Raw genomic sequence first — 21,848 nt, 5'->3', positions numbered from 1 at the left:
TCTCTACACCCAATCCTGCAGCTCATCCGGCCTCTCCTTTACCTGCCTTATCCCACTATTATACTCCACTAATTTAAAATCATCATCGAATAAAACAAAGTTTAAATAAGCCTTCGGCCGGTTTCGCTGTCCATTGTCCTGAGCCTTCTCCTTTAAACGTTGATAATTATTGTTATAAAAATCCGCGTTGAAAGGAGTTTTGTCAGAAATTGCCTCCGATGCATGCGATCCATTTTCGCCTGCGGAGCCACCAAAAGCCTGCACCAGGCCTGCAATCATATCCTCCACAGGAGCCTTCTCCTTATTATCATTAGGCCCCTGGGACTTATAAAACGCCTTTGCATGAATTTGAACGGTGTCACCTACCATTACCCGCAACACCAATGAAGGACCAATCTTCTTACCCCCTGACTTGGCATTCAACTTCGCTACAAACTTGTTCTCCTCAGTTGTCTTGTCTTCCGGATAGCCAGAAGGCTTCTCTGCACGCGTCTCTTCCACATTACTGAATAATGCGACTTCCTGAGCTGCCACTGCTGTTTCCATAGTGGCCGTATACATAGTAAAATCAGTCTGATCGGTCAGAACAGTCCGAACATTTCCCAGGTGATCCTTCTCGAAATAGTCATACGCATAACGGATAGAATCACCCGTTTTGTATACCGGACGAATACGCCCTTCTTCATGACTGATCAACTCGATGCTGTCCTGCTTGTATACAAATACGCCCGCATAATCTGTCACTGTTGTTCTCGAAGGACTGACAGTATTATCTAAAACAGTCTTGGACAGTTTATTCCCCGTGGCGTCATACTGATAAGTAATGGTTCCTTTACCTGCAATGGTAATTATAGCAGGAAGATTCAGGTGATTATACACAATGGAACTGATATGCTTATTCGAATCAGCCACCATATTACCATTCCCGTCGTAGAAGTAATCGTTACCACTGTTAGTCCCGTCAATAAAATCCCCCAGTTTAGCTGAAGCTGTTTTTGCTGGATTAGGATCTGCCACCGCTGCAAGTTTGTTGCTGTTAGCTAAATATGCATAAGCCAGACGGTCTATTGTATCTATCTTTGTCCCAATCATACCCTTCTGCCACATGGATTTGATATTCCCATTGGCGTCATAGGTCAGATTGCTGACGCTGAAATCTTTCTTATCCTGTGCCCAGCTACCGCCATTTTTCTGGGTAAAGTAAGCTCCTGTCAGGCGGTTGGCCTTGTCATAGCTATAACCGTATGCCCAGGCACTATCTGCACGGGTTTTCCATTTAACACCGGAAATATTCCCGTTATACTGGCTGGAATCAAACCCATAGTCGTAACTCAACTCCTGTCCAAACCAGTTCGAAGCGCTATTCCCGCTGTTCACAAAGTTCTTGTTGATGCCCTTCATCCAGCCACGGATATTGTAAGTGTAATTCAGGCTGTCGAGTACACTTCCGGAAGATGTTACTCCCAGACGTTTAAGCTTCAATTGTCCTAATTCATCGTAACTATTTGCCGCTATAAGCCTTTCCTGGCTGATATTATCATTCAACCGTTTCCTGATCGAAATTAACCTCCCGCCCTGATCATAACTCATATTTGTCAGCAAGGTGCTTTGCGGTGTAATGCTTTTGGGATTCTGATGGCGGAGGTAAGTTGCCAGAATCGCCCCTTTGAAATTGTATAGTGTTGTCACTATATCTTTTCCTCCGAGGTTATTCTCACTTATCACCTGAATGGCTCGGCCTTTATCATTGTAATAAGTCGTTGTCGTTAACCACTTATTAGTTCCCAATACCCTTACTTTGCTGCCCGTCACCAAGCCAGTGGTCATATTACTTACTGGTAACTTTTCGGGATAAAGCGTATCCGCGGCTAATAGCTTGCCTATATCTGTTCCAGTAAAAGACAGCTTACCGGAATAATTATAATTATCATAAAAAGTATATGTCAGAGGCGTCAGTGCCGAGGCAGATATATTAGGCAATGGATTCGTAGCTGTAATCACGGTAGTATCCCCCGCTGCAGCAGGATCAACTTTAGCTTCAGTTTCTCCACCGCTTCCTGTATCAAACTCATCGAGCATGGTAATGCTGTTAGTAGCCGTATACAAAGGACTTCCATCATGATTATACAAGGCCAGATTCGCCTCTGCTGGTGCTGCATAAGAAATAACCTGTGCCGCTGAGGCTCTGTTCATCCTTGCCTGCATGGTGTCTCTTGTAGCAGTTCCCTGGTAAATAGCCGTCATGGTAGGACGGTTCAGGTCATCATAGAACGTAGCCAGCCATTCCATAGGCGATTTTGCCCGTTGAACTGAGTCCTGAGTGAATACAAGCCGGTCCCTTACATCATACACCATAAATACACCGCCTGCCCCTGGAATCTTTTTTACCACAACACGCTGCCGCCCATCATATTGATACTGGAAACACAACTCATTAGCGACTGCCGTACTTATTGTCCATTGGCCTTTGATAGCGTCCACAGCCAAGGGTGGTATCACAAAACGGAGATTCCCAAGATCGTCATACACATAATACGTACACAGCCAACCTACGTGTGCAGCCCCGGGTGTATTTGCTATCTGTACTTTCCTTAATACTATCTGGCCCTGCTTGTCCTTAAACTCAATTACCTGGCCTCCTTGTTCGTCGATAGTCACATTCTTTTGTAACTGTCCAGCACCATAAGTACTGGTACTTGTAGGTAAACCTGCCCCTATATTCCATGACCTGACCGAATCGGACGCCGAATTGACAAGATACTGTGTCTCGACCGGACGATTAGCCCAACTATTACCTGCTGCATAGCTTTTAAGCGGTCTGTTAAGCGGCGACTGCTCGAACTCCTGCTGACTGTAGTAAATATTCTCACCTGTCACCCCTGGGTTAAGTACACCATTCTGGTAAAATACCTTCTGGGAATTAAAAGGGTCAGTTTTAAATTTACCATCACTCAAATTACCCGACTGCTGCACATATGGAAGGTATTTATATTGTTCTCTCCCATAATTATCGTATATCACCGGCGCTACGAGGTCTTTTCCACCACTGCTGATTCCCTTTGAAACTGTCTGTATCGGACGGCCAAGACCATCAAAATACTGAGTGGTTTGTTTCACTTCCCTTACCTTTCTAACTGCAGAGATAACGGCAGCTGTATCTGTCAGCGGCATATCGGGTTCCCATGTCCTGATATAGTTAAGGGACGTATTAGTATATGCCGAAGGAACTGCAACCGCCGTTGCCGTACTGCGTGTTCCTCCCGGTTTGTTGGTTTGAGCAAAGGCTCCCTCCGCAATAACAGAAGTTGCAGCCAATGCACTTATATATAACGTATATTTTATAAAATTCATAGGTACAATGTTATTTCGTGAGCGGCGCCTGATACTGGTAATCAATTTGCTTCAGGACATTTCCATCCTGGTCTCTGATTATCTTCAATCTACCCAGGCCATCATACTCATATTTCAATGTATGATTCTGATCATCCGTCTTGCTGGTTAAACCAATTAAAGGGAGATAAGTAAAACTGTTCATCTGAGAAATAGAAGGCCGCAGCTTGATATCATCGAACCACACTTTTCCGGTTCCTTTATTATCTAATCTTATACTCATACTCTTAACGTCTGCCGGTACTAAATACTCCTTCTCAACATATATCCATTTACCTGACTGGGAAATGGATATATTATCAATATATGAATATGCGCCAGTCTCTCCCCCCCTTTTCATCAACAGATTAATCGTCGCACCGGGACCGTTGCTATACATCCAACCGGAATACTTAAATTTCATTGCCACTGAGAAGGATACGCTCATCCAACGCTGATTAACATAATTACCTGCATTTGTGATCATTCCTGCATAGCGTCCGGTTCTCGCCTGTCCATTATCACGGACAACACCCGCCCTGCTGCCAGCATCTTCAAATCCATCATACAATACGGAAGTACTCCCCGCTCCGATTGTCTGAGATACAGGATATGAATTATCTGCACTCCAACCATAACTACTTGTAATCCCGCTCCGCTCCGCCAATTGCAAAATGTTTCCGTATTTATCATATTCCTAATAAGCTATCGCAAGCTCCGGCTGTACCAGTTATTACAACACTGGCAACTATTATATTTAACTTCAAAAAATTCAGGGTAAAAAAACAACGGCGTATAACTATTATTCAGAAATCAATTTTTAGCCTCTTTTCCAATCAGCAGATTAATCTGCTCCTGCTGCGCTGCAATTTTTTTCTCCTGCTCAATCAGATGCAAGGTTAACTCTTCTATCTTCTGCAAAAGGATCTTATTCATCTCACCAACATCCTGTCCATCCTTCGCCACTTCAACAGCCGATGGTACACCCGGAAGATGCTTATTCACCTTTACATAGGCCTCAACTTCATGCAATGGCGGCAGCTTATATTCCGCATCAAATACAAAGTCTGGCCATGTTGTCGCTTGTGTAACTTTAATTCTCCTTGCGGTTATCGTTCCTTCGACCGCCAGTTTACTCGTACCCGGATCAATCGTACCAATTGCAACGCTGCCGTTCGCCCTGATCCTCATCGCTTCTCCCCAGGCGCCCCCGGATATCCGCTGACCAAAAACAATATCCGGTGCCGGTGCTGTCCCCTTGTTAGATGTAATACCTATATATGCCGCATTTCTATAACCACTGGCGTTTACTGCAGTCATCAAAAAATGCGCGCCAGAACCATCCACAGCTGAATTGTTGTTGATCTGCAAAATGCCCCCATATGGCAGCGCTCCGGTACCAATGGGACTGTAAACGACGGTAGAGGTATCGGCGATATCTAATCTTTTGGCAGGCGCCTGCGCATTAACTCCAATTCCAACATAACCGGTAGCCGTTATTCTCATTCTTTCCACCCAACTGGTTCCATCATGTATCCATGTAGCCAGCCCCGGATTGGGGCCTCCGGTTAACTGCATATTGGCCCCTCTTGTTTCTGCTAAATTCGTAAAACGAAGCCCCAGTAGTATAGCATCTGATCCTTCTTTCGGCAATACAATGCCATTGCCCAATTTCCCCAATCCAGTTATCCAGAAATTGGCTGTCTGCGCCTGTGTGGGATTAACTTGAATATATTCATTTTGCGCAGTTGCTGTCTTCACAGCTAAAATGCACATTAGCCCCCCAAATATACCAGCGCCTTTTACCAGTTTTTTCATTCTTGTACTCTTCTATTTTAAATTATAACCTATTCTTAAAAATTAGCGATCAACCTTTTCCCGCAGCCTTTCAACATCTTCAGTCAACAATTTAATCTGCTTTTGTTGTGCGATATTCTGTTTCTCCTGCTCTATCAAATGCAAGGTCAGCTCCTCTATCTTCTGCAACAGGATCTTATTCATCTCTCCAACATCCTGCCCGTCCTTCGCCACTTCAACCGCCGATGGTACATTTGGAAGATGCTTATTCGCTTTTACATACGCTTCCACTTCCTGCAGCGACGGCAATTTATATCCGGCGTCAAATACAAAGTCCGGCCACGTTGTCGCCGCCGTAACCTTGACCCTCCTGGCGGCTATAGTGCCTTCCACCGCTAATTTGCTCGTACCCGTATTCCTTGTGCCAATACCAAGATTACCACCGAAATAATTGGTACCAACACCATTGAAGTATGCAATGTTACCATAGGTCATCCCATACATGTTTATAATATTATCTACAGCCGACCTTACACTATATATTGTTCCTCCCGCAACAGGCGTATAGGTAGCAGGATTCTGCACACCATCATAAACAACTGGTGCAACGGCGTAATTAGAATAGTATTTGTATGTCGTTTTACCCCGCAGCCAGATGATTATATTTGCAGAATTATTACCGAAAGATGCATCTGTCCAGCCGGCAATAAAAGAGCTATAAGCAGATACGTGGCTATTAGCCTCTCTGAGATCCGCGTCTATAAATTCTGATCCCATTCCCCAGTTGTTGACATGGTACCTGAACTTTGCGATCAAAGATCCACGCCATGAGCTGTCCTGATGAACATTCGACCTGCCTATTTCCAATTCTGTGGCCAGATCAGAAGGGGCTGCACCATCCTTGAATGTCACCGGATAATATTTGTCAATATCTCCGTTTACTGTAATAGTACCTGAAACCTGCGCTCTTGCGCTGTTTACAAACGTAACGCTCAAAATGCCTGCAATGCTAAAAAGAATGATTCCTGCTTTAAAAAAATTTCTCATATTCTGATTACATATTTTCTCTAAAAATTATATCCCAGTCTCAGCTTAACCGGACTTGTCGACGGCATATTCCCCTTTGCCATAAAATCGTACAACACCATAATATTCCCCTTCATTTTCGCACTCACCTTATACTTCTTACTGATCCCCAGCAAAGCACTCCCCTGCCAGCCACTCCAGTTCTTCAACTGATCCGCATGAGCAATGGTCGATACATGGTTCTGCTCAAAGCCGCCGTTCACGAAAAAGGTCCCTTTCAGTTTCCAGTCTACGAAAGACCGTAATCCAACTCCCTGGTGACTGATCGCGATATCGTTCCATCCGGTGCCCATTCCCAGTTTATAAGACGCACCAATACCGGCCGTCCCGTTCTTATGGAACTTATACCCTACCTGGCCGGCTATATCACTGGTTGTCGGAAAATAACGGCTGGATTTCTGGAACTGGATATTCCCACCGAACTCCAGGCGTTGAATAAAACTCTTTGTCTTCATAGGGTTCGGCTTGAAGTCAGGCATATCCCCCGCATTATCCAGATCCGGGAACTTATTTTTCAATTCATTCAACTGTGACCTGGCCTGGTCCATCTGCTGACTTACCGCTTGTCTCGCGCTGGGATCATTCCCCAGTCGCTGTTGTATCAGCTGCTCCACCTGTGTACGGGTTTGCAGGCCTTCCAGGCTCTGGGCAGTACTGTTCCCCGCAGTTCCAAGGTTAAATAAACCGGCTATCTGAGAGTTTTTGCGGAGAAAATCATTATAGGCGGGCATCTTCTTCAGCAATTCCATTGCCTTCGCCTCTGCTTTCTTTTTATCTTTCAGTACAGATTTGTACTCGTTGATCTGCTGACCATAGTAATACGCCTCTTTATTGATCTTCTGCAGATCTTTGGTAAAACCGGCGTAATGTGATAACTGTTCCTTCAACTGCTTTTTATGCTCACGGATATACGCCTTGATCTGTTCCGCCTGTTGCAGTTTTCCCTGCAGCGATTCAATATTGCCGGTAACGCCAGCCAGCTTACCTTTGGACGCACCTAGCAGATCGCCTTTGCCCTCCAGGAACTTTAAGGAACTGCCCAGTGAATCGAGATAACCGTTGCCCAGCGGTAGTTTACCGCTAACCTTGTTTTTGAGTCCCGCCTTCAGGCTGCCCAAGCTGTCGATAGATTTGGAGAAAATATTACCTGCAGCCACAGAGTCTACCTTCCACAGGCGGGCCTTCATTTTCTTTTCCTGCCTGAGTAAACGGCTCAGGGCTTTGTCAGCACGCTTATTCACCTGCTGCTCTACGCGCATTGATTTATGTTTTACCTCAGACAAATATTTCGCAGGTAATGCTGGTGCTTTCATAGAACTGCTATCCCGGGCTGTAACAGTCGTATCAGTACGATAGGTATCAACAGGATGATGCAGATTCATTATAAGAAGACTTATAACAATCCAACTATTCATATTTATAGGCTAAGATCTAAATTGAGATTTGTGAATATGCTCGAACAAAGTATAAATTTATAAAACAAGTTTTTGGGCAACATCAAATTTCAACTGCGGCAAAGGTCATGAAACGATTTGATAAATTTCATACCACATTCGTTGTACGCTTATTGTAAATCACAAAGCTGATCCCATCACAAAGAAAGACAAGGGCTACGCATCGTATATGCGCTGGGATGATTTGTAAAAACCGCTGCAAAAAAAACACACCAGTCCTTTAAGACTTACTGAATTCGATGCAGGAAACAAGAGCCGCAAGACAAGCAAGATACATTTTCCCGACAATAATGTAAATTAAGAAATGCCGCTCGCGCCATTGTACGATACACTTCCAGAGACAGCACATAAGTTTTACATAGACAACCATATTCTAACAACGCGAGCCATCTTGTCCGCTAAATAACAAGAAAGCTCATTCACTAATATCCGCACGAATTATTTATTTAGCTTTACACCCCTATGACGACACTTCCCCTGGGCGCCACTGAGCTGCTCATGCTGCTGATATTAGGCGGTATTATGTTCATCTGTATCAGGAAAAAAAAATTAACGATTCCCGGTGCCCTGCTGGCGGGTATCATCGGCGCCGCCACCTTTCTCGGTACCGGCTGGACCGGCCTGCTTTCGCTTCTGCTGTTCTTTATTCTGGGCGTCTGGGCCACCTCCCACCGGAAAGAGCTGAAGGCGAAGATAACGCCCGAAGGCATACATCCTGAAAGCCGGAAGGCGAGCCAGGTATTTGCCAATGGAGGAGTAGCCGGTATTGTATCTTTCATTGCCATCCTCGATCCCTCTCATCTGCCACTTTACGTGTTAATGGTGGCCGCCAGTCTTGCCTCTGCCCTTGCCGATACGCTGTCTTCTGAACTGGGCATGGTATACGGCCGCAATTTCTACAATATCCGGAGTTTCAAAAAAGAACCTAAAGGCCTTGATGGCGTTGTCAGCCTGGAGGGAACACTGATCGGCGCTGCAGGCGCAGGCCTCATGGCACTGCTGTATGGCGGCTTTGATAAAATGGGAATTATCATCCTGCTGGCGGGTATCTTAGGCAATCTCCTTGACTCTGTACTTGGCGCAACACTGGAACGCGATAAACGTATTGGGAATGATTCAGTGAACTTCCTGAATACATTGTTCGCCGCTATTTTCGCAGGAGCGTGTTATGCGCTTGTGTGCCATTGACAAAGCCGCTGACAACTATTGTTCATATACTTCAAATGCCTGTTCCCCGGGGAAACTGAACAGGATACCGGCGCTAACATGTATCCTCAAAAGGACAACCATATTGCTTTCCTAAGATGGGGCTGCTATAGCTCAACTTATCTTTTTTTTCGTTAAATTCATTATGAGCAAGCATCCTCACACCAAACAGCTTTATCATGTCCACGTTTACTGAACATAAAACCACAGTATTCGATAAGTTCCCCGCCATGCGCACCCCACACCTGGAACTTGTCCAGATCACAGAGAAACATACCAACGACCTGTTTAAAATATTGTGCGATAAACAGGTCAGCCAATACTATAACCTCCTTCCTCCGGAAGATGAAAACGACTGCCAGCGGCTTATCGATTATTTCCGTGAACGCTTCAAGTCAAAAACAGGCATCAGATGGGGTATCCAGCTTAACGACAACAACGGGATCATTGGCACCGTTGGGTTCAACCACTTCACCAAAAAACACCGGGCCAATATCGGTTACGACCTGGATTTTTCTCACTGGAATAAAGACATTATTGCTGAAGCCCTGTATGCAGTTATCAGCTTCGGATTTTTCGCGCTGGATATCAACCGTATTGAGGCTGAAGTAATGGATGGCAATGGCCCCTCCATAGAAGTGCTGCATAGGGTGGGCTTCAAACAGGAAGGTATGCTCAGACAATGGCATTATTGGGATGATAAGCACTATGATATGCTAATGTTCTCCCTCCTGCGGTCAGACGGAGAGGCATGATAAAACGCGTTCACTGATCGCCTTAATCTCCGGCTTACGATACCGTTTGCTGCTAAATGATTCCTCCTTTTATAAAAAATCCCGTAAACCAGGTTGACTTGTTTACGGGATTTTTTATGCCTGAAAACAACACATACCAATCCATTTAAATACGTTAAGAAACAGTCAGACAGTTCTTTACACAGTACTTATTTCCTGCAGTCTTTGTAAATTTCCTACCATAGTGCATTTCCGGAGATAACCCATATATAACCCATATATAAGCCATATATGATCCATATATAACCCATATATAAGCCATATTTAAGAGGTATGGATTATATATGGGTTATATATGGGTTGATAATAGTTTATTGATGAGTTATAAGTGGGAATTCCTTAATTTAGCAGTATGCTTAAAGCATGTTAACTCAGGTAATCCCTTAATTATAACCATTTAAAAAACTGTTAATTCCCTTATGGCCATTATCAACAACAAGCTGCTCGACATCACCGGAAGTTTAGGGATGTTCAGCTTCTACAAACGAAAAGATTCCGACAAGATCATTGCGCGCACCAAAGGTGGCGCTACCAGGAAACAGATCCAGAAATCGCCGAACTTTGCGCTGACCCGTCTCAACAATGATGAATTTGGAGGCGCAGCAAAAGGAGGTTGTGCCATCCGCCAGGCAATATTTCATATCCGGCACCTGGCAGACTATAATTTCACGCCTCCGCTGAATGCATTATGCAGGTCTATTATGAGGTTCGACGCCGAAGGGGCGCTTGGTACCAGAGTGATGCGGTTTTCCGCATACCATCATCTGCTGGACGGATTTAATCTCAACAGACGGTATCCCTTCAACAATGTGGTAAAGCCTCCCATCTATTGTACCATAGAACGGGACACTGCCACTGCTACCATTCAACTCCCGGAGCTGATACCAGGCATTAACCTGTCATTGCCCTGGCAGTATCCCATGTACAGGATCGTGCTTTCGATAGGAATAATCTCCGATGGATGGGGTACTGATAGTAAGACGCCAGCCAACATTCCCATGCTGATCAATCAACCCTTCACTACGGCCTGGCGATTGGCGGCACAGACCTATAAAGGCGAAACCATCGTATTGCAGCCGGATACACCTCAAAAACTGGAGGCCGATGACATCCTGGTAGTATCCATAGGTATTGAAATGGGCACACTGATTTCCGATGCAGTGATAGAGCGGGTAAAAAAATATGCCGGCTGCGGAAAGATCCTGATTACAGGCTAGTAAAAACCCGGGCAGTTATATCATCGACATAGCAGGTACGCCGGTCGCCGAATGCAGCGATCGGGCGGATTAAGTATGTACATGGCTGAAGTATGTTGGCAACAGGAAAATAAGGCCGGAATAAAGGATACACTATGGGAACGCAGGCATAATGAAACACAGCGCCCTAAAACCTGAAACCGGCTGTAATATACGGCAGTGCGCCCTCTTCGGAGACGCCCACCGCTGCCTGTATCAGGAACAGTTCCATCGGTATGATATAAATGCCGCCGCCATAACCATCGTGCCATCTGGCGGAAGATTCATTAGGCATCCATACGCGGCCCAGGTCATTAAAACCGATCAGCCCTACACTTCCCGGCAGCAGGTAAGAGGTGAAGTCAAATAATTTCAGGCGCAGTTCAAAGTTGTGATACACAGCGGTCTTTCCGACGAAGCGGTTGGTATGAAAACCACGAAGGACCTGTGTACCGCCAATAGACATCATCTGGAAATAGGCAGGATCGCCAAAAGTGGTACCTGCAGCTATACGATTGGCCATCACCAGCGTGGAATCGCCGATCAGGGGAACATAAAAGCTAAAGTCAGACGTCAGTTTGCCATATCTCTTATGTTCCCTGTTCGTCTGTTGCATGCCGGTCAACTCTGTATGCCAGTTGATCCCCTTACGCGGCATCATACCCGGGTTACGGGTATCTGCCTCGATAGCTGTAACCAGGCCGGCATAAATGCGGTCATCAAATACCCTTTCTCCCGGGAAAGCAGTATTGTATGTTCCCAGGAATTTGTGACTATTGTTGGCTTCACGGCTGGTATAGAACTGTCCTGCTATACCTCCGCTCACCGTCATATGGTAGCCGATACTACGGTATAACCTTACATCGCCATTCACCAGGTCGTAGCGGTTACGGTAGTACGAGATCTGTTTATCATCTTCATTCACAAACACGGATTCATTCCCCAAACCGAAGAAATTACTCAGGTTATGGGGCCCGCGGGAAAGGATATTGATACGCAGGTCATTTTTTCCAATCAGCTGCTTGAAGTCTGCCAGGTATTGCAACAGGAATGCCTGCCTGCCGGTCACATAACTCACAATGAGCTGATGCTGCTGCGCATAAGGTTTTTTGCGGAAACCCTGCTTCTCATACATCATATTGGCACGGAACATCAGCCCCTGATCAGGGTTGTACTGCACAGAGAATAAGGGGCCCAACCTGTCAAACAGGAAACTGCGTTTATCATAACTGTTGACAACTGTATCGGCAGCCGTTCTGATCTTTGCGTCGCCTTTCGGTGGTATATGATTTTCTTCGTCAGAGCGGTCGTACACATATAACCTTCCTTTACGTGGCACCTCATCTGCCACTGAAAAGCTATCCACTCCGCTCCCGCCTATCATCCGTATACGAATAGGAGAACCTTCACTACCACTTACCCGGAAAACATCATGCCCATCAAGGCCATACAGCCGTATTTCTTTAGTCACTGCCGGATCGAATAAGCGTTTATACAAGAGGTCATCTGTAGTACCGTCCTTTTTCACTTTGTAGATAGACACGTCCACTTTCCCCTGTGGCTGTCGCCGGATGTCCAGCAGTTCCTGTTTGTCCGAAGCTGGTACGTCCACGTAGATAGACAGGAATTTATAATAACTGATCGCTTCCTTTTCCAGTTTGTTCCTGCGGGCAATAAAGGCGCTGACGATCCGCTCGCCCGACAACCTGAAAATGGTGTCCGGCATAAGCTTCACTGACTCACGGATAAGACTGTCTGTCAGCGTCGCCTGCACATAATGCACCTGTTCCCGCCAGTCGTCCTCGCTCAACCCATTCAGGAAATACCGGTCGAAAAAACGGGCGTTGTAGTTAAAGCCCTTGATATCCCTGATATGGTCATGGTAACCCTGGAACTTGGATTTCAGCCATTGATGGGAAATGATCCAGGGAAACAGACCGGTGGTATTGTAGTACACCTGGTCCCTGTCGCGGGGTACCGGTGTATAGGTCACTTTCTTCTTATTTTTTTCCCGTTCCCAGCGCCACTGATCTTCATGGCGGTCCCAGTCGCCCAGTAACATATCCAGCAGTCTGGCCCTCAGCACGATCTGTTGATTAAGATGCACATCATTGTCCTCTTCCAGCTTGCGCTGTGTCTTTTCTGTATTGTCGGTACGGCTGGCGTCTTCCGGCTCCCTTTCCTCAAACAGGAATACGGCATTGGCAAAGTCCTTACGGTATTCGCCCAACGCAGGGTCATCGGGTATATATACGATCTGTGGATTGGCATGTGGTATGCCCAGGGCCTCCGCCAGTGGCGGAACGGTTAGAGAGGAATAAGGATGCGCGGTCACCACCTGGTCCTGCAGGATATCTTTGGCAATGGTGGCCCTCAGATTTTTGGGAAGCCCCCTTTCCGGATATTTCTGAATGGTACGCAACACCCATTCCTGTCCGCTGGGGTCTTTCAGCCTTAAAGACTTGGTTTGCAGTCCGCCGCCCCTTTGTTCGATGGCCAGCCCTCCCTTTTCCTTTTCCAGGTAGAACACCTTCATCTTTACGGGAGCGGCCCACAGCTTGCGGTAACTCTCCCCGAACAACATACGGTGCAGGCCACTTACACTATCATAAGCGGGAGAAATAGCTACGGTAATGCTATCGCGGGCAGGTGTTTGTGCCTGCGCCGTGGAAATTACCAGGATTGCCAGGGTAGTAAAAAGTCTGTTTAGGCCCATGCGGTTGTTTTGTCGGATTGATTAGTTATCTGGATAACGTAGCTGCCCCAGCCTGCCCTTTAAATATCAATGTTTATGCCGTGCTACCGGATAACCTTCAGAAGAAACATGAAAAATACGAAAATGAAAATGACTCCTCCAAGAAGGCGCAAAAATATATTTAAAAGATTCTGCCGCGTAACCAGCATTAAAGTCCGTCTTATGCAAAACATGTATAAGAGATACATTGTTCTTCCCTGCCTGTTCTTTCGCTGTTTGTTCCTTTGCCGTTTGTTCCTTTGCGGCTCGCTCTTTTGCTACTCGTTCTTATACTGATTCGGTTTTTTAGCGGACATTGTTCACCAATGATGTGCAGGCAAAGGTATAAGCAAGATTATCGCCCCGGAGGCGGTATCATCACCTGCGCGGGATCCGGCAACAAATTAAGCTCCCGAAGAGCGTTGGACTCCGTCAGGAGTCCTCTTGTTTGTAGCCCAGGGTTTTAACCCTGGGTATCCCGTGATTCCATGTTTATAGCCCAGGGTTTTAACCCTGGGTATCCCGTGATTCCATGTTTGTAGCCCAGGGTTTTAACCCTGGGTATTCCGTGATTCCATGTTTATAGCCCAGGGGGTGACCCTGGGTATCCGTGATTCCATGTTTGTAGCCCATGGTTTTAACCTTGGTATCCGTGATTCCGTGTTTGTAGCCCAGGGTTTTGACCAGGTGAATGGCAAACGAATATCCCAAAACGGGGGATGCGGAACAGTGTTCTCTATTCCGGTACAGGGCCGGCCCTGACAGCATTATTCCGGATAAAAAGAACAGACATGAGCGCCCCGAGGAAGCCCAGGAAACCCGATATGCGGAGGATCTTCTGATATGCTGATATAAAGCTGTTATGATACAGACGGGTTACTTTTTCTTTATCTGCATCATGGAGTGAGGAGGGAGCTTTTGCATTTCCCAGTTCATTTGCCTGTTGCATAACCGCCTGTTTACCGGTAGCATTCAAGGGCAGGGCAGATAGTTCCTGTTTCAGTGCACTAGAGAAAAACAGGACCGCCAATGCCCCAAAGATGGCGTTGGCAAATACCCCTGCAATGCGCGACAAAGCGTTGTTGATACCGGAAGCTGTTCCGGAGAACTGATCGCTCACAGCGCCCATGACCGTTGCCGTAAGGGGAGCGACGGTAAAAGACATCCCAAGCCCGAAAACCAGAATGCCGGGAAAGAAAGTGCTGAAATAGGCGGATGGTCCGGGTGTTTGTCCGACGAAAGATAACATCAGCAGCCCTGCTCCTGCTATTGCCGGACCAATGGTCAGTAGCAACTTCGGGCCATACTTATCGGCCAGGGTACCTGCAAAGCGGGCTACAAACACCATCAGGATGGTAAATGGCAGGAAGGTAAGTCCTGACTGGAGTTGATCGTATCCCTGTGCCTGGACAAGATTAAGGGAAAGAAACAACATGCCGGCTCCTAAACCCGCGTAAAGAAAGAGTGTCAACAGATTGGCGCCGGAAAATGTCAGGTTCCTGAACAAGGACAGCGGCATCATCGGGTGCCTGCTTTTCTTTTCTATGAAGATGAAGGCGGTGAGTAGTAATGGCCCTGCACTTAATGAGGCCAGCACCTGCCAGTTGTAAAAGCCGATCTCCGGGATGCGCAGGAAACCAAAGGTAATCGCGGCCAATCCCAGTGCAATCGCTGCCGCGCCCGGGAAGTCCAGTGTTTTATCATCATCATTTGCAATACTTTCCTTTACTTTTCGCCAGAGGATGAGCACTGCTACCACGCCTATAGGCACATTAATGAAGAAGATATACCGCCAGTAGCCGGCGTCGGCCAGTGCACCGCCCAGTATGGGTCCGCCGATGGTTACGACGGTGGTAAAAGCCGACCATGTGCCTATAGCTTTACCCCGTTCGTCTTCATTTATAGAAGAGGATATCAGTGAGAGGCTGCCGGGTATCATCAATGCGCCACCAACACCTTGTACGAGCCTGAAAAGGATCAGCAGGGTAACGTTGCCCGCCATTCCACAGGCGGTCGAGCCTATGATGAATATGAGAATGCCGGTAATAAAGATCTTTTTACGACCTAACTTATCTCCCAGCGAACCGCCGATCAACATCAGCGACGCCAGCATTAACAGGTATGCGTTCAGCAGCCAGAACAGGTCTGTGCCGGAAGCATGCATGCTTTTCTGAATAGCGGGCAGGACCACGTTCAGGGCCGTACCATCAATAAACGCCATCGCCGAGGCCATGATGGTCGATACCATGATCCATTTGCCGGCCGCACTGGAGAGAGAGACTGTTGCCATGCAGGAAAGTTAGGACAAAAAAGGACGCATAACCTCACCCCGTTTTCAGGCATCCCCCATCCGTCAGGCTCTTAATAGGGTTAGTGATTACAGTGCTATGCGGCTATACTCATTATCCATCTGTCTTTAAGCTCTTAATAAGATTGGTAACTGCAGTGTTATGCGGCTGGACTCATTACCCTTCCGTCTTCAGACTCTATATAGGATTGGTAACTGCTGTGTTATACGACTGTACTCATTATCCATCCATCTTCAGGCTCTTTACAGGATTAGCCACTGCCGCTTTAAAGGCCTGAATACCCACAGTGCACAAGGTGATGAGCATTGCCAGGCTTCCGGCAAGTGCAAACATCCACCAACTCGGTGTGATACGGTAAGAAAAAGCATCCAGCCATCTATCTGTGGCCCACCAGGCTATAGGGGTAGCAACGACGAAGGCGATACCAACCAGCTTCAGGAAGTCTTTCGATAACAAAGTGCTTATGCCAAGCAAGCTTGCCCCTAATACTTTCCGGATACCGATCTCCTTGCTTCTCTGCTCTGCATTAAAGGCAGCCAGGCCAAACAAACCCAGGCAGGAAATGAAGATAGCGATGGCAGTAAAGGAATTGATGATGCCGGACAGGGTCAGCTCCGTTTCATATAGTTTCTGCACCTCTTCATCGATGAACGCATATTCAAAAGGAACCGCGGGAAATTGCCGCTGCCATATCAGCCCGATCTTTTCGAGGAGTCCCTTATAATCGGTAGTGTTGGCGCTGACGATGATATCGTCTGTAGCGAGTGCCGGATTATACCGCAGCATTAAAGGCTTTACATCGTTATGGAGGGAATTGTAATTGAAGTCTTTCATCACGCCTGCTATTTCCACAAAGCTTACCGGACCACCGTCTTCCTGCGGATATAAACGCTTGCCCGGCGCGGATGAAGGATCTAAACCCAGTTTCCTGGCAAAGGCTTCGTTGATAAGCACTTTACCCGAATCGTTTGCCCGGAAGTCCCGACCGCCTGCCAGCCTGATACCCAAAGCTTTTGCATAATGCTGATCAGTCCATATAAACTGTACATCCGCCCCCGCGGCGCCGTTACTGCCTTCCAGGAAATAAGGCCAGTCATGGCTTACCAGCTGACTGGGAAAATTATCCGCCTGACTCACAGCATCGATCCCCGCGAGCTGTCGCAGGTCGTTGGAAAAAGCAGGAATTTTACTTTTTATGTCATCCGTATAAAAGCTGAAAACGATCTTCTGTGCTTTTTCGAACCCGAGGTCTTTATTTTTGATATAATTCAGTTGGCTATAAATGACAATAATGGCAGAGATAAATATTACAGATAAAGCGAACTGGAATACCACCAGGGAACGTCGTATACCCACCGAGGACAAATGGCTCCTGAAATTACCCTTGAGTACTCTTATGGGCATAAACGCTGAAAGATAAAATGCAGGATAGCTGCCTGCCAGCAATCCGGTGAATATGCCCGTACCTGCCAGCAAAAGCCAGAATTTATAACTGGTAAGAAAAGACAAGCTGATATCTGCCCCCGTCAGCCGGTTCAGGTAAGGCAGTGCAAGCACCAACGCGGGCAAGGCCGCCAATAATCCAAGCATGGAGAGCATCATGGACTCGCAGAGGAATTGTTTAACCAGGTCATTTACCCTGGCGCCGATCACCTTTCTTACACCTACTTCCTTTGCACGGCGGGATGCGCGTGCGGTCGACAGGTTCATGAAGTTAATACATGCGATGATCTGAACAAGGGCTGCGATGAGTAACAGCATATTCAAAAAAGAGCTGTCTACTGTTTTACTCAATTCATTCCTGTAGCCAAGAGTGGTATGTATGGAGCTTACTGGCTGTAAGGTCAATCGCTTCTGCATGCCCATTTCCTTCAGCTGTTCAGCGCCGTACTTCGCTAAAAAAGCCGGCAGCTTTTTCTCCAATGCGGCAACATTGGCATTGGGCCTGAGCCTTATATAAGAAAGCGCGTAGTTGTAAGCAGCCCAGGCAGTGCTGGTGTATGTAAAACTTCCCATACCGCCACTGTTCATTGACATGAACATATTAGCCTGTATGTGTGATTTGCCCAGGCTTTCATCTATGACGCCGGTAACTTTCAAACTTTGTTTCCCATAAGCATTATCGACCTGTATAAGCTTACCTACAGGGTTCTCCTGACCAAATAATTTCTCAGCGGCAGGTTTTAACAAAACGACAGCATTAGGCTCTTTCAATGCGTCGCTGCCATTTCCATATACAAAATGATAATTGAAAACTTCAAAGAACGTGGAATCAACGTAGACGGCGTTCTTCTCATAGACACTTTTCTGCCGGTATGATAACAGGTGCTGTTTTGCGCCCAGTCGGTCCGTAGGTACAAGACGGGTATACTGCTCTACTTCTGCAAAGTCGTTCTTCATTGCAGGAGCAACAGGCGGTGAGCCGGTAGCATTATTGCTTTCATTCCCGTTTCCCGAAGTCCAGGAATTAACCCGGTAGATATCTCCTGCCCTGTTATGATGTTTATCGTAGCTATACTGATCAGAAACATACATCACAATGTAGATGCAGCAAAGCGTGCCTATTGCCAGACCAATAATATTGATTGCACTGAATGTTTTATTTTTCGCCAGATTGCGGAATGCAATTTTGAGGAAGTTTCTAATCATAAAGGCATTAGTTGAATCATTTATTAAAACTAATGGAATGCCAGTTATTAACTAATTACAAATGAAATAGTTAACAACAACAAAACTTGCAAATCCGTTCAGTTTTGAAACCGAAATGTTCATTATTGGACATGGGGCATGTTGAAGAGAGAAATATCAAGAGGGGTAAACAATTTGCGCGGCTAATTGATATTAGCTTCTGCTCAACAGATCAGTGGCAGCTATAGTGCCGCTATCGATCAGCTTTTTTACATATGCTTCTTCTGATAAGGGACAATTGGCCAGATCAAGGAAATCATCTTTCCCGAGATGACACTGCTTCCTCATTTTTGCTATCAGGTGGTCATTTATATCCTCACCATTATGACTACAAAAGGTCTGCAGAACATACTTGCCATTGTGCCAGAACTCCAGATACTGATGATCGCCGGCGGCCTTTACGAACCCTTTACTTAAAAGGTTGCTGATTGTCTTCTGTGCTTGTAGCGCTGCCATTATTTAGAATTTACTGCTTTAACGATAGTATTCAACAGTGATTTGATCCGTTTGATTCTCTCGGATAACTGAGTGTCGGGTAATTCATTATACCGCTGGTAGATAAAATCAAACTCCTGCGCAAAGTCGTTCCCGGCCTCTGCTTCGGTTCTACCGGTAGCGACTATCCCTAACATCTCATTCTCAATCATAAAGTAGCCTTCTTCCTGGCTCAGTGTAGAAGACAAAGGAGCATAGAGCAAATATGTCCTATGCGCGGAAATAATAGTGTTGGGAGAATACGATGCCATAACTGATTGTTTTTTGTTTAATGCAACAACTTTACTTACTTTGTTTTTACCCTTCTTCTGATCGGTGTTAACGAGATCGGTTTCAGCTTTTGCCCTCAGGGCCGTTGGCTGCATAATAGGCAGGGAGCGATCATTTGCAATGTTCAACATAATGCGTAATTTTTTACAGCAACGAATGTACGAAGCACCTTTCGGGATATTTCAGTTCATTTTGTTCATTCCTTAATTTCTCTCCTCGCGCTGTTCACTCTTTTATCAACCACATTTTCAAAAAAAGAATATCAGCAGGGATACGCTTACAAGAGACGCTTTTTTATCAGGTAAGATATAGCGGTTAACAATATAGTCGCCAGGCAGCTTCCAGGATGCGCATGTGCTCATTATGCAATTTTCCATTAGCCCAAAACAAAAAAAGGACTACATTTCTGTAGTCCTTTCCGAGGTTTCGAGCGGATTCGAACCGCTGTAGGAGCTTTTGCAGAGCTCAGCCTAGCCACTCGGCCACGAAACCTTATTTTTGTGTCCCCATCCGTTCGATGGGATTGCAAAAGTAGTAAATTTTAGATATTTGCCAAATCTTATTTCACAATTTTATCAGATAACCATGAATAAACGTATTGCAGAATCTGAACTGATATTAAATGGCCGGGGCGCTGTATATCATCTGGATGTCAGGCCGGAAGAGCTTGCCACGACTATTATCACGGTTGGCGACCCCGATCGCGTACCCGAAGTTAGCAAACATTTCGATCGTACAGAAAGTACCCATCAGCACAGAGAATTTGTGACCCACACCGGATATATCGGACAAAAAAGACTCACTGTCGTGTCTACCGGTATCGGAACTGATAACATCGACATCGTGCTCAACGAACTGGACGCACTGGTGAATATTGATTTCAGCTCCCGCACCATAAAACCCGCCCTTACCCGGCTGCAGATCATCCGCCTGGGTACCTCCGGCGCCCTGCAGGAAAATGTGCCGGTAGACAGCTTCGTGGTTTCTTCTCATGGCGTAGGGCTCGACAACCTGCTGCCCTGGTATGAATTTGAAAATACGCCGCAGGAGAAAGACCTCCTGAACGCTTTCAGCCAACAGGTGCACCTGCGCCCCGGCAGTGCTAATCCGTACCTGCTAAGTGCGGCTAATGACCTCGCAATGCGTTTTACCCAGGGATATATCAGTGGTATCACCATCACCTGCCCCGGATTCTATGCGCCCCAGGGACGTGCACTGAGAGGACCGCTCTCCCACCCCCAGTTACTGGAACAGCTTACCGCTTTCCGTCACAACAATCATTACATTTCCAACTTCGAGATGGAGACGGCCGGTATCTATGGCCTTGGCCGCGTACTGGGACATGATTGTCTCTCCATCAGCGCTATCGTGGCCAACCGCATCAGGCAGGAATTTACCAAAGATGGCGCACTGGTGGTGGAGAACCTCATCAAACAGTCTTTGGCCATCATTGAAAAGATCTGATAATCAGCCCTCCTTACATTTGACTGCGTCAGCTATCAACAGTTGACCATGTCAATCAACAGGCCCTGGTAATGAAGACCCGGGCCTGTTGCGTATGGGCTATTGACTGTCATTTAAATGACTTACTTTTGCGCATTATGTCAGCAATTCATTTCTACAAATACCAGGGAACCGGCAATGATTTTGTGATCATGGACAACCGGAAAGGCGAGTATAACTTTTTGACGGAAGAACAGGTACATTTTCTGTGCGACCGCCGTTTCGGTATCGGGGCGGATGGACTGATGCTTCTCAACACACAGGAAGGTTATGATTTCGGCATGAAATATTACAACGCTGACGGCCGCGAAAGCAGTATGTGTGGTAATGGTGGCCGCTGTCTGGTAGCCTTTGCCCGTAAAATGGGGCTCAACAGCGAAAAACTCAGCTTCCTGGCGGTAGATGGGCCTCATGAAGCTACGCTCAAAGGAGATAACTGGGTGAACCTGAAAATGCAGGACGTAAATGGTGTGGAATTAGGCTCCCTCTATTCCTATCTCAACACCGGCTCTCCTCACTTCGTGAAGTTTGTGGAAGATGTACAGGCAGTAGATGTTTACACCGAAGGAAAACAGATCCGCTATAACGATCGCTTTGCGAAAGAAGGCACCAACGTCAACTTTGTTCAGCCACTCGATAAAGGCATCTTCGTCCGTACCTATGAACGCGGTGTGGAAGATGAGACCTATTCCTGCGGTACCGGCGTCACTGCTGCTGCCCTGATGACGGCAGGCCCGGAAGAAAAAGAATATGTTATACCCGTACAGACATTGGGCGGAAACCTGGAAGTACGTTTTACTAAAACCGGCGAAAGGTCCTACAATAATATCTGGCTCTGCGGACCTGCAACCCTTGTTTTTGAGGGAAATATCACATTACCGTAACTTTAATTAATCTACCTTTGCGGC

General features: G+C 46.4%; 16 protein-coding genes and 1 tRNA gene. 6 read left to right on the top strand and 11 right to left on the bottom strand.

Annotated features, from left to right (window positions below; all coding sequences use genetic code 11):
• Nucleotides 1-3 precede the first annotated feature (3 nt).
• The 5 genes from MYF79_RS16150 to MYF79_RS16130 all read right to left on the bottom strand — a co-directional run bounded on the left by MYF79_RS16150 (nt 4) and on the right by MYF79_RS16130 (nt 7,634).
• Nucleotides 4-3,351 (bottom strand): DUF6443 domain-containing protein, encoded by a 3,348-nt coding sequence (locus MYF79_RS16150; RefSeq protein WP_247814997.1) that lies wholly within the window; start codon nt 3,349-3,351, stop codon nt 4-6.
• A gap of 10 nt (nt 3,352-3,361) precedes the next feature.
• The gene (locus MYF79_RS16145; RefSeq protein ID WP_247814996.1) at nt 3,362-4,042 is read right to left on the bottom strand and encodes an RHS repeat domain-containing protein; all 681 of its coding nucleotides are present in this window, start codon (nt 4,040-4,042) and stop codon (nt 3,362-3,364) included.
• Nucleotides 4,043-4,182: 140 nt separating this feature from the next.
• On the bottom strand, nt 4,183-5,187 hold the full coding sequence (locus MYF79_RS16140; protein WP_247814995.1) for a hypothetical protein: 1,005 nt from the start codon (nt 5,185-5,187) through the stop codon (nt 4,183-4,185).
• A 42-nt stretch (nt 5,188-5,229) separates the two neighbouring features.
• On the bottom strand, nt 5,230-6,213 hold the full coding sequence (locus MYF79_RS16135) for a hypothetical protein (protein WP_247814994.1): 984 nt from the start codon (nt 6,211-6,213) through the stop codon (nt 5,230-5,232).
• Nucleotides 6,214-6,233: 20 nt separating this feature from the next.
• On the bottom strand, nt 6,234-7,634 hold the full coding sequence (locus tag MYF79_RS16130) for a hypothetical protein (protein ID WP_247814993.1): 1,401 nt from the start codon (nt 7,632-7,634) through the stop codon (nt 6,234-6,236).
• A 534-nt stretch (nt 7,635-8,168) separates the two neighbouring features.
• On the opposite strand from MYF79_RS16130, the gene MYF79_RS16125 reads away from it, so the two are divergent.
• The 3 genes from MYF79_RS16125 (at nt 8,169) to MYF79_RS16115 (ending at nt 10,923) form a co-directional block, all read left to right on the top strand.
• Complete coding sequence (locus MYF79_RS16125; RefSeq protein ID WP_247814992.1) at nt 8,169-8,894, top strand: DUF92 domain-containing protein; 726 nt, start codon at nt 8,169-8,171, stop codon at nt 8,892-8,894.
• Nucleotides 8,895-9,091: 197 nt separating this feature from the next.
• Nucleotides 9,092-9,667: a GNAT family N-acetyltransferase gene (locus tag MYF79_RS16120; protein ID WP_247814991.1), complete on the top strand. Its 576-nt coding sequence runs from the start codon at nt 9,092-9,094 to the stop codon at nt 9,665-9,667.
• A 458-nt stretch (nt 9,668-10,125) separates the two neighbouring features.
• Nucleotides 10,126-10,923 carry a hypothetical protein gene (locus tag MYF79_RS16115; protein ID WP_247814990.1) on the top strand — a complete coding sequence of 266 codons (798 nt, stop codon included), beginning with the start codon at nt 10,126-10,128 and terminating at the stop codon, nt 10,921-10,923.
• A gap of 166 nt (nt 10,924-11,089) precedes the next feature.
• Here MYF79_RS16115 and MYF79_RS16110 read toward each other — a convergent pair whose 3' ends face one another.
• Nucleotides 11,090-13,657 carry a BamA/TamA family outer membrane protein gene (locus MYF79_RS16110; protein WP_247814989.1) on the bottom strand — a complete coding sequence of 856 codons (2,568 nt, stop codon included), beginning with the start codon at nt 13,655-13,657 and terminating at the stop codon, nt 11,090-11,092.
• A 594-nt stretch (nt 13,658-14,251) separates the two neighbouring features.
• On the opposite strand from MYF79_RS16110, the gene MYF79_RS16105 reads away from it, so the two are divergent.
• A complete protein-coding gene (locus MYF79_RS16105) occupies nt 14,252-14,437 on the top strand; it encodes a hypothetical protein (protein ID WP_247814988.1) in 186 nt (61 codons plus the stop codon).
• Here the strand turns inward: MYF79_RS16105 and MYF79_RS16100 are convergent.
• From MYF79_RS16100 to MYF79_RS16080, 5 genes are all read right to left on the bottom strand, one after another.
• Nucleotides 14,412-15,965 carry an MFS transporter gene (locus MYF79_RS16100; RefSeq protein WP_247814987.1) on the bottom strand — a complete coding sequence of 518 codons (1,554 nt, stop codon included), beginning with the start codon at nt 15,963-15,965 and terminating at the stop codon, nt 14,412-14,414. The genes MYF79_RS16105 and MYF79_RS16100 overlap by 26 nt on opposite strands.
• A 238-nt stretch (nt 15,966-16,203) precedes the next feature.
• Nucleotides 16,204-18,633 (bottom strand): ABC transporter permease, encoded by a 2,430-nt coding sequence (locus MYF79_RS16095; protein ID WP_247814986.1) that lies wholly within the window; start codon nt 18,631-18,633, stop codon nt 16,204-16,206.
• A 192-nt stretch (nt 18,634-18,825) separates the two neighbouring features.
• Nucleotides 18,826-19,128 carry a hypothetical protein gene (locus tag MYF79_RS16090; RefSeq protein ID WP_247814985.1) on the bottom strand — a complete coding sequence of 101 codons (303 nt, stop codon included), beginning with the start codon at nt 19,126-19,128 and terminating at the stop codon, nt 18,826-18,828.
• On the bottom strand, nt 19,128-19,568 hold the full coding sequence (locus tag MYF79_RS16085) for a hypothetical protein (protein WP_247814984.1): 441 nt from the start codon (nt 19,566-19,568) through the stop codon (nt 19,128-19,130). Before MYF79_RS16085 ends, MYF79_RS16090 begins: the two co-directional genes overlap by 1 nt.
• A gap of 290 nt (nt 19,569-19,858) precedes the next feature.
• A tRNA-Cys gene (locus tag MYF79_RS16080) sits at nt 19,859-19,929 on the bottom strand.
• A gap of 93 nt (nt 19,930-20,022) precedes the next feature.
• Between MYF79_RS16080 and MYF79_RS16075 the strand changes: the two genes are divergently transcribed.
• A complete protein-coding gene (locus tag MYF79_RS16075) occupies nt 20,023-20,901 on the top strand; it encodes a nucleoside phosphorylase (protein ID WP_247814983.1) in 879 nt (292 codons plus the stop codon).
• Nucleotides 20,902-21,038: 137 nt separating this feature from the next.
• Nucleotides 21,039-21,824 (top strand): diaminopimelate epimerase, encoded by a 786-nt coding sequence (gene dapF / locus MYF79_RS16070; protein ID WP_247814982.1) that lies wholly within the window; start codon nt 21,039-21,041, stop codon nt 21,822-21,824.
• Nucleotides 21,825-21,848 lie beyond the last annotated feature (24 nt).

It is taken from the genome of Chitinophaga filiformis (assembly GCF_023100805.1).
Taxonomy (GTDB): domain Bacteria; phylum Bacteroidota; class Bacteroidia; order Chitinophagales; family Chitinophagaceae; genus Chitinophaga; species Chitinophaga filiformis_B.
Note: the sequence above shows the minus strand (reverse complement) of the source record. Positions and strands in the feature narration are given on the sequence as shown.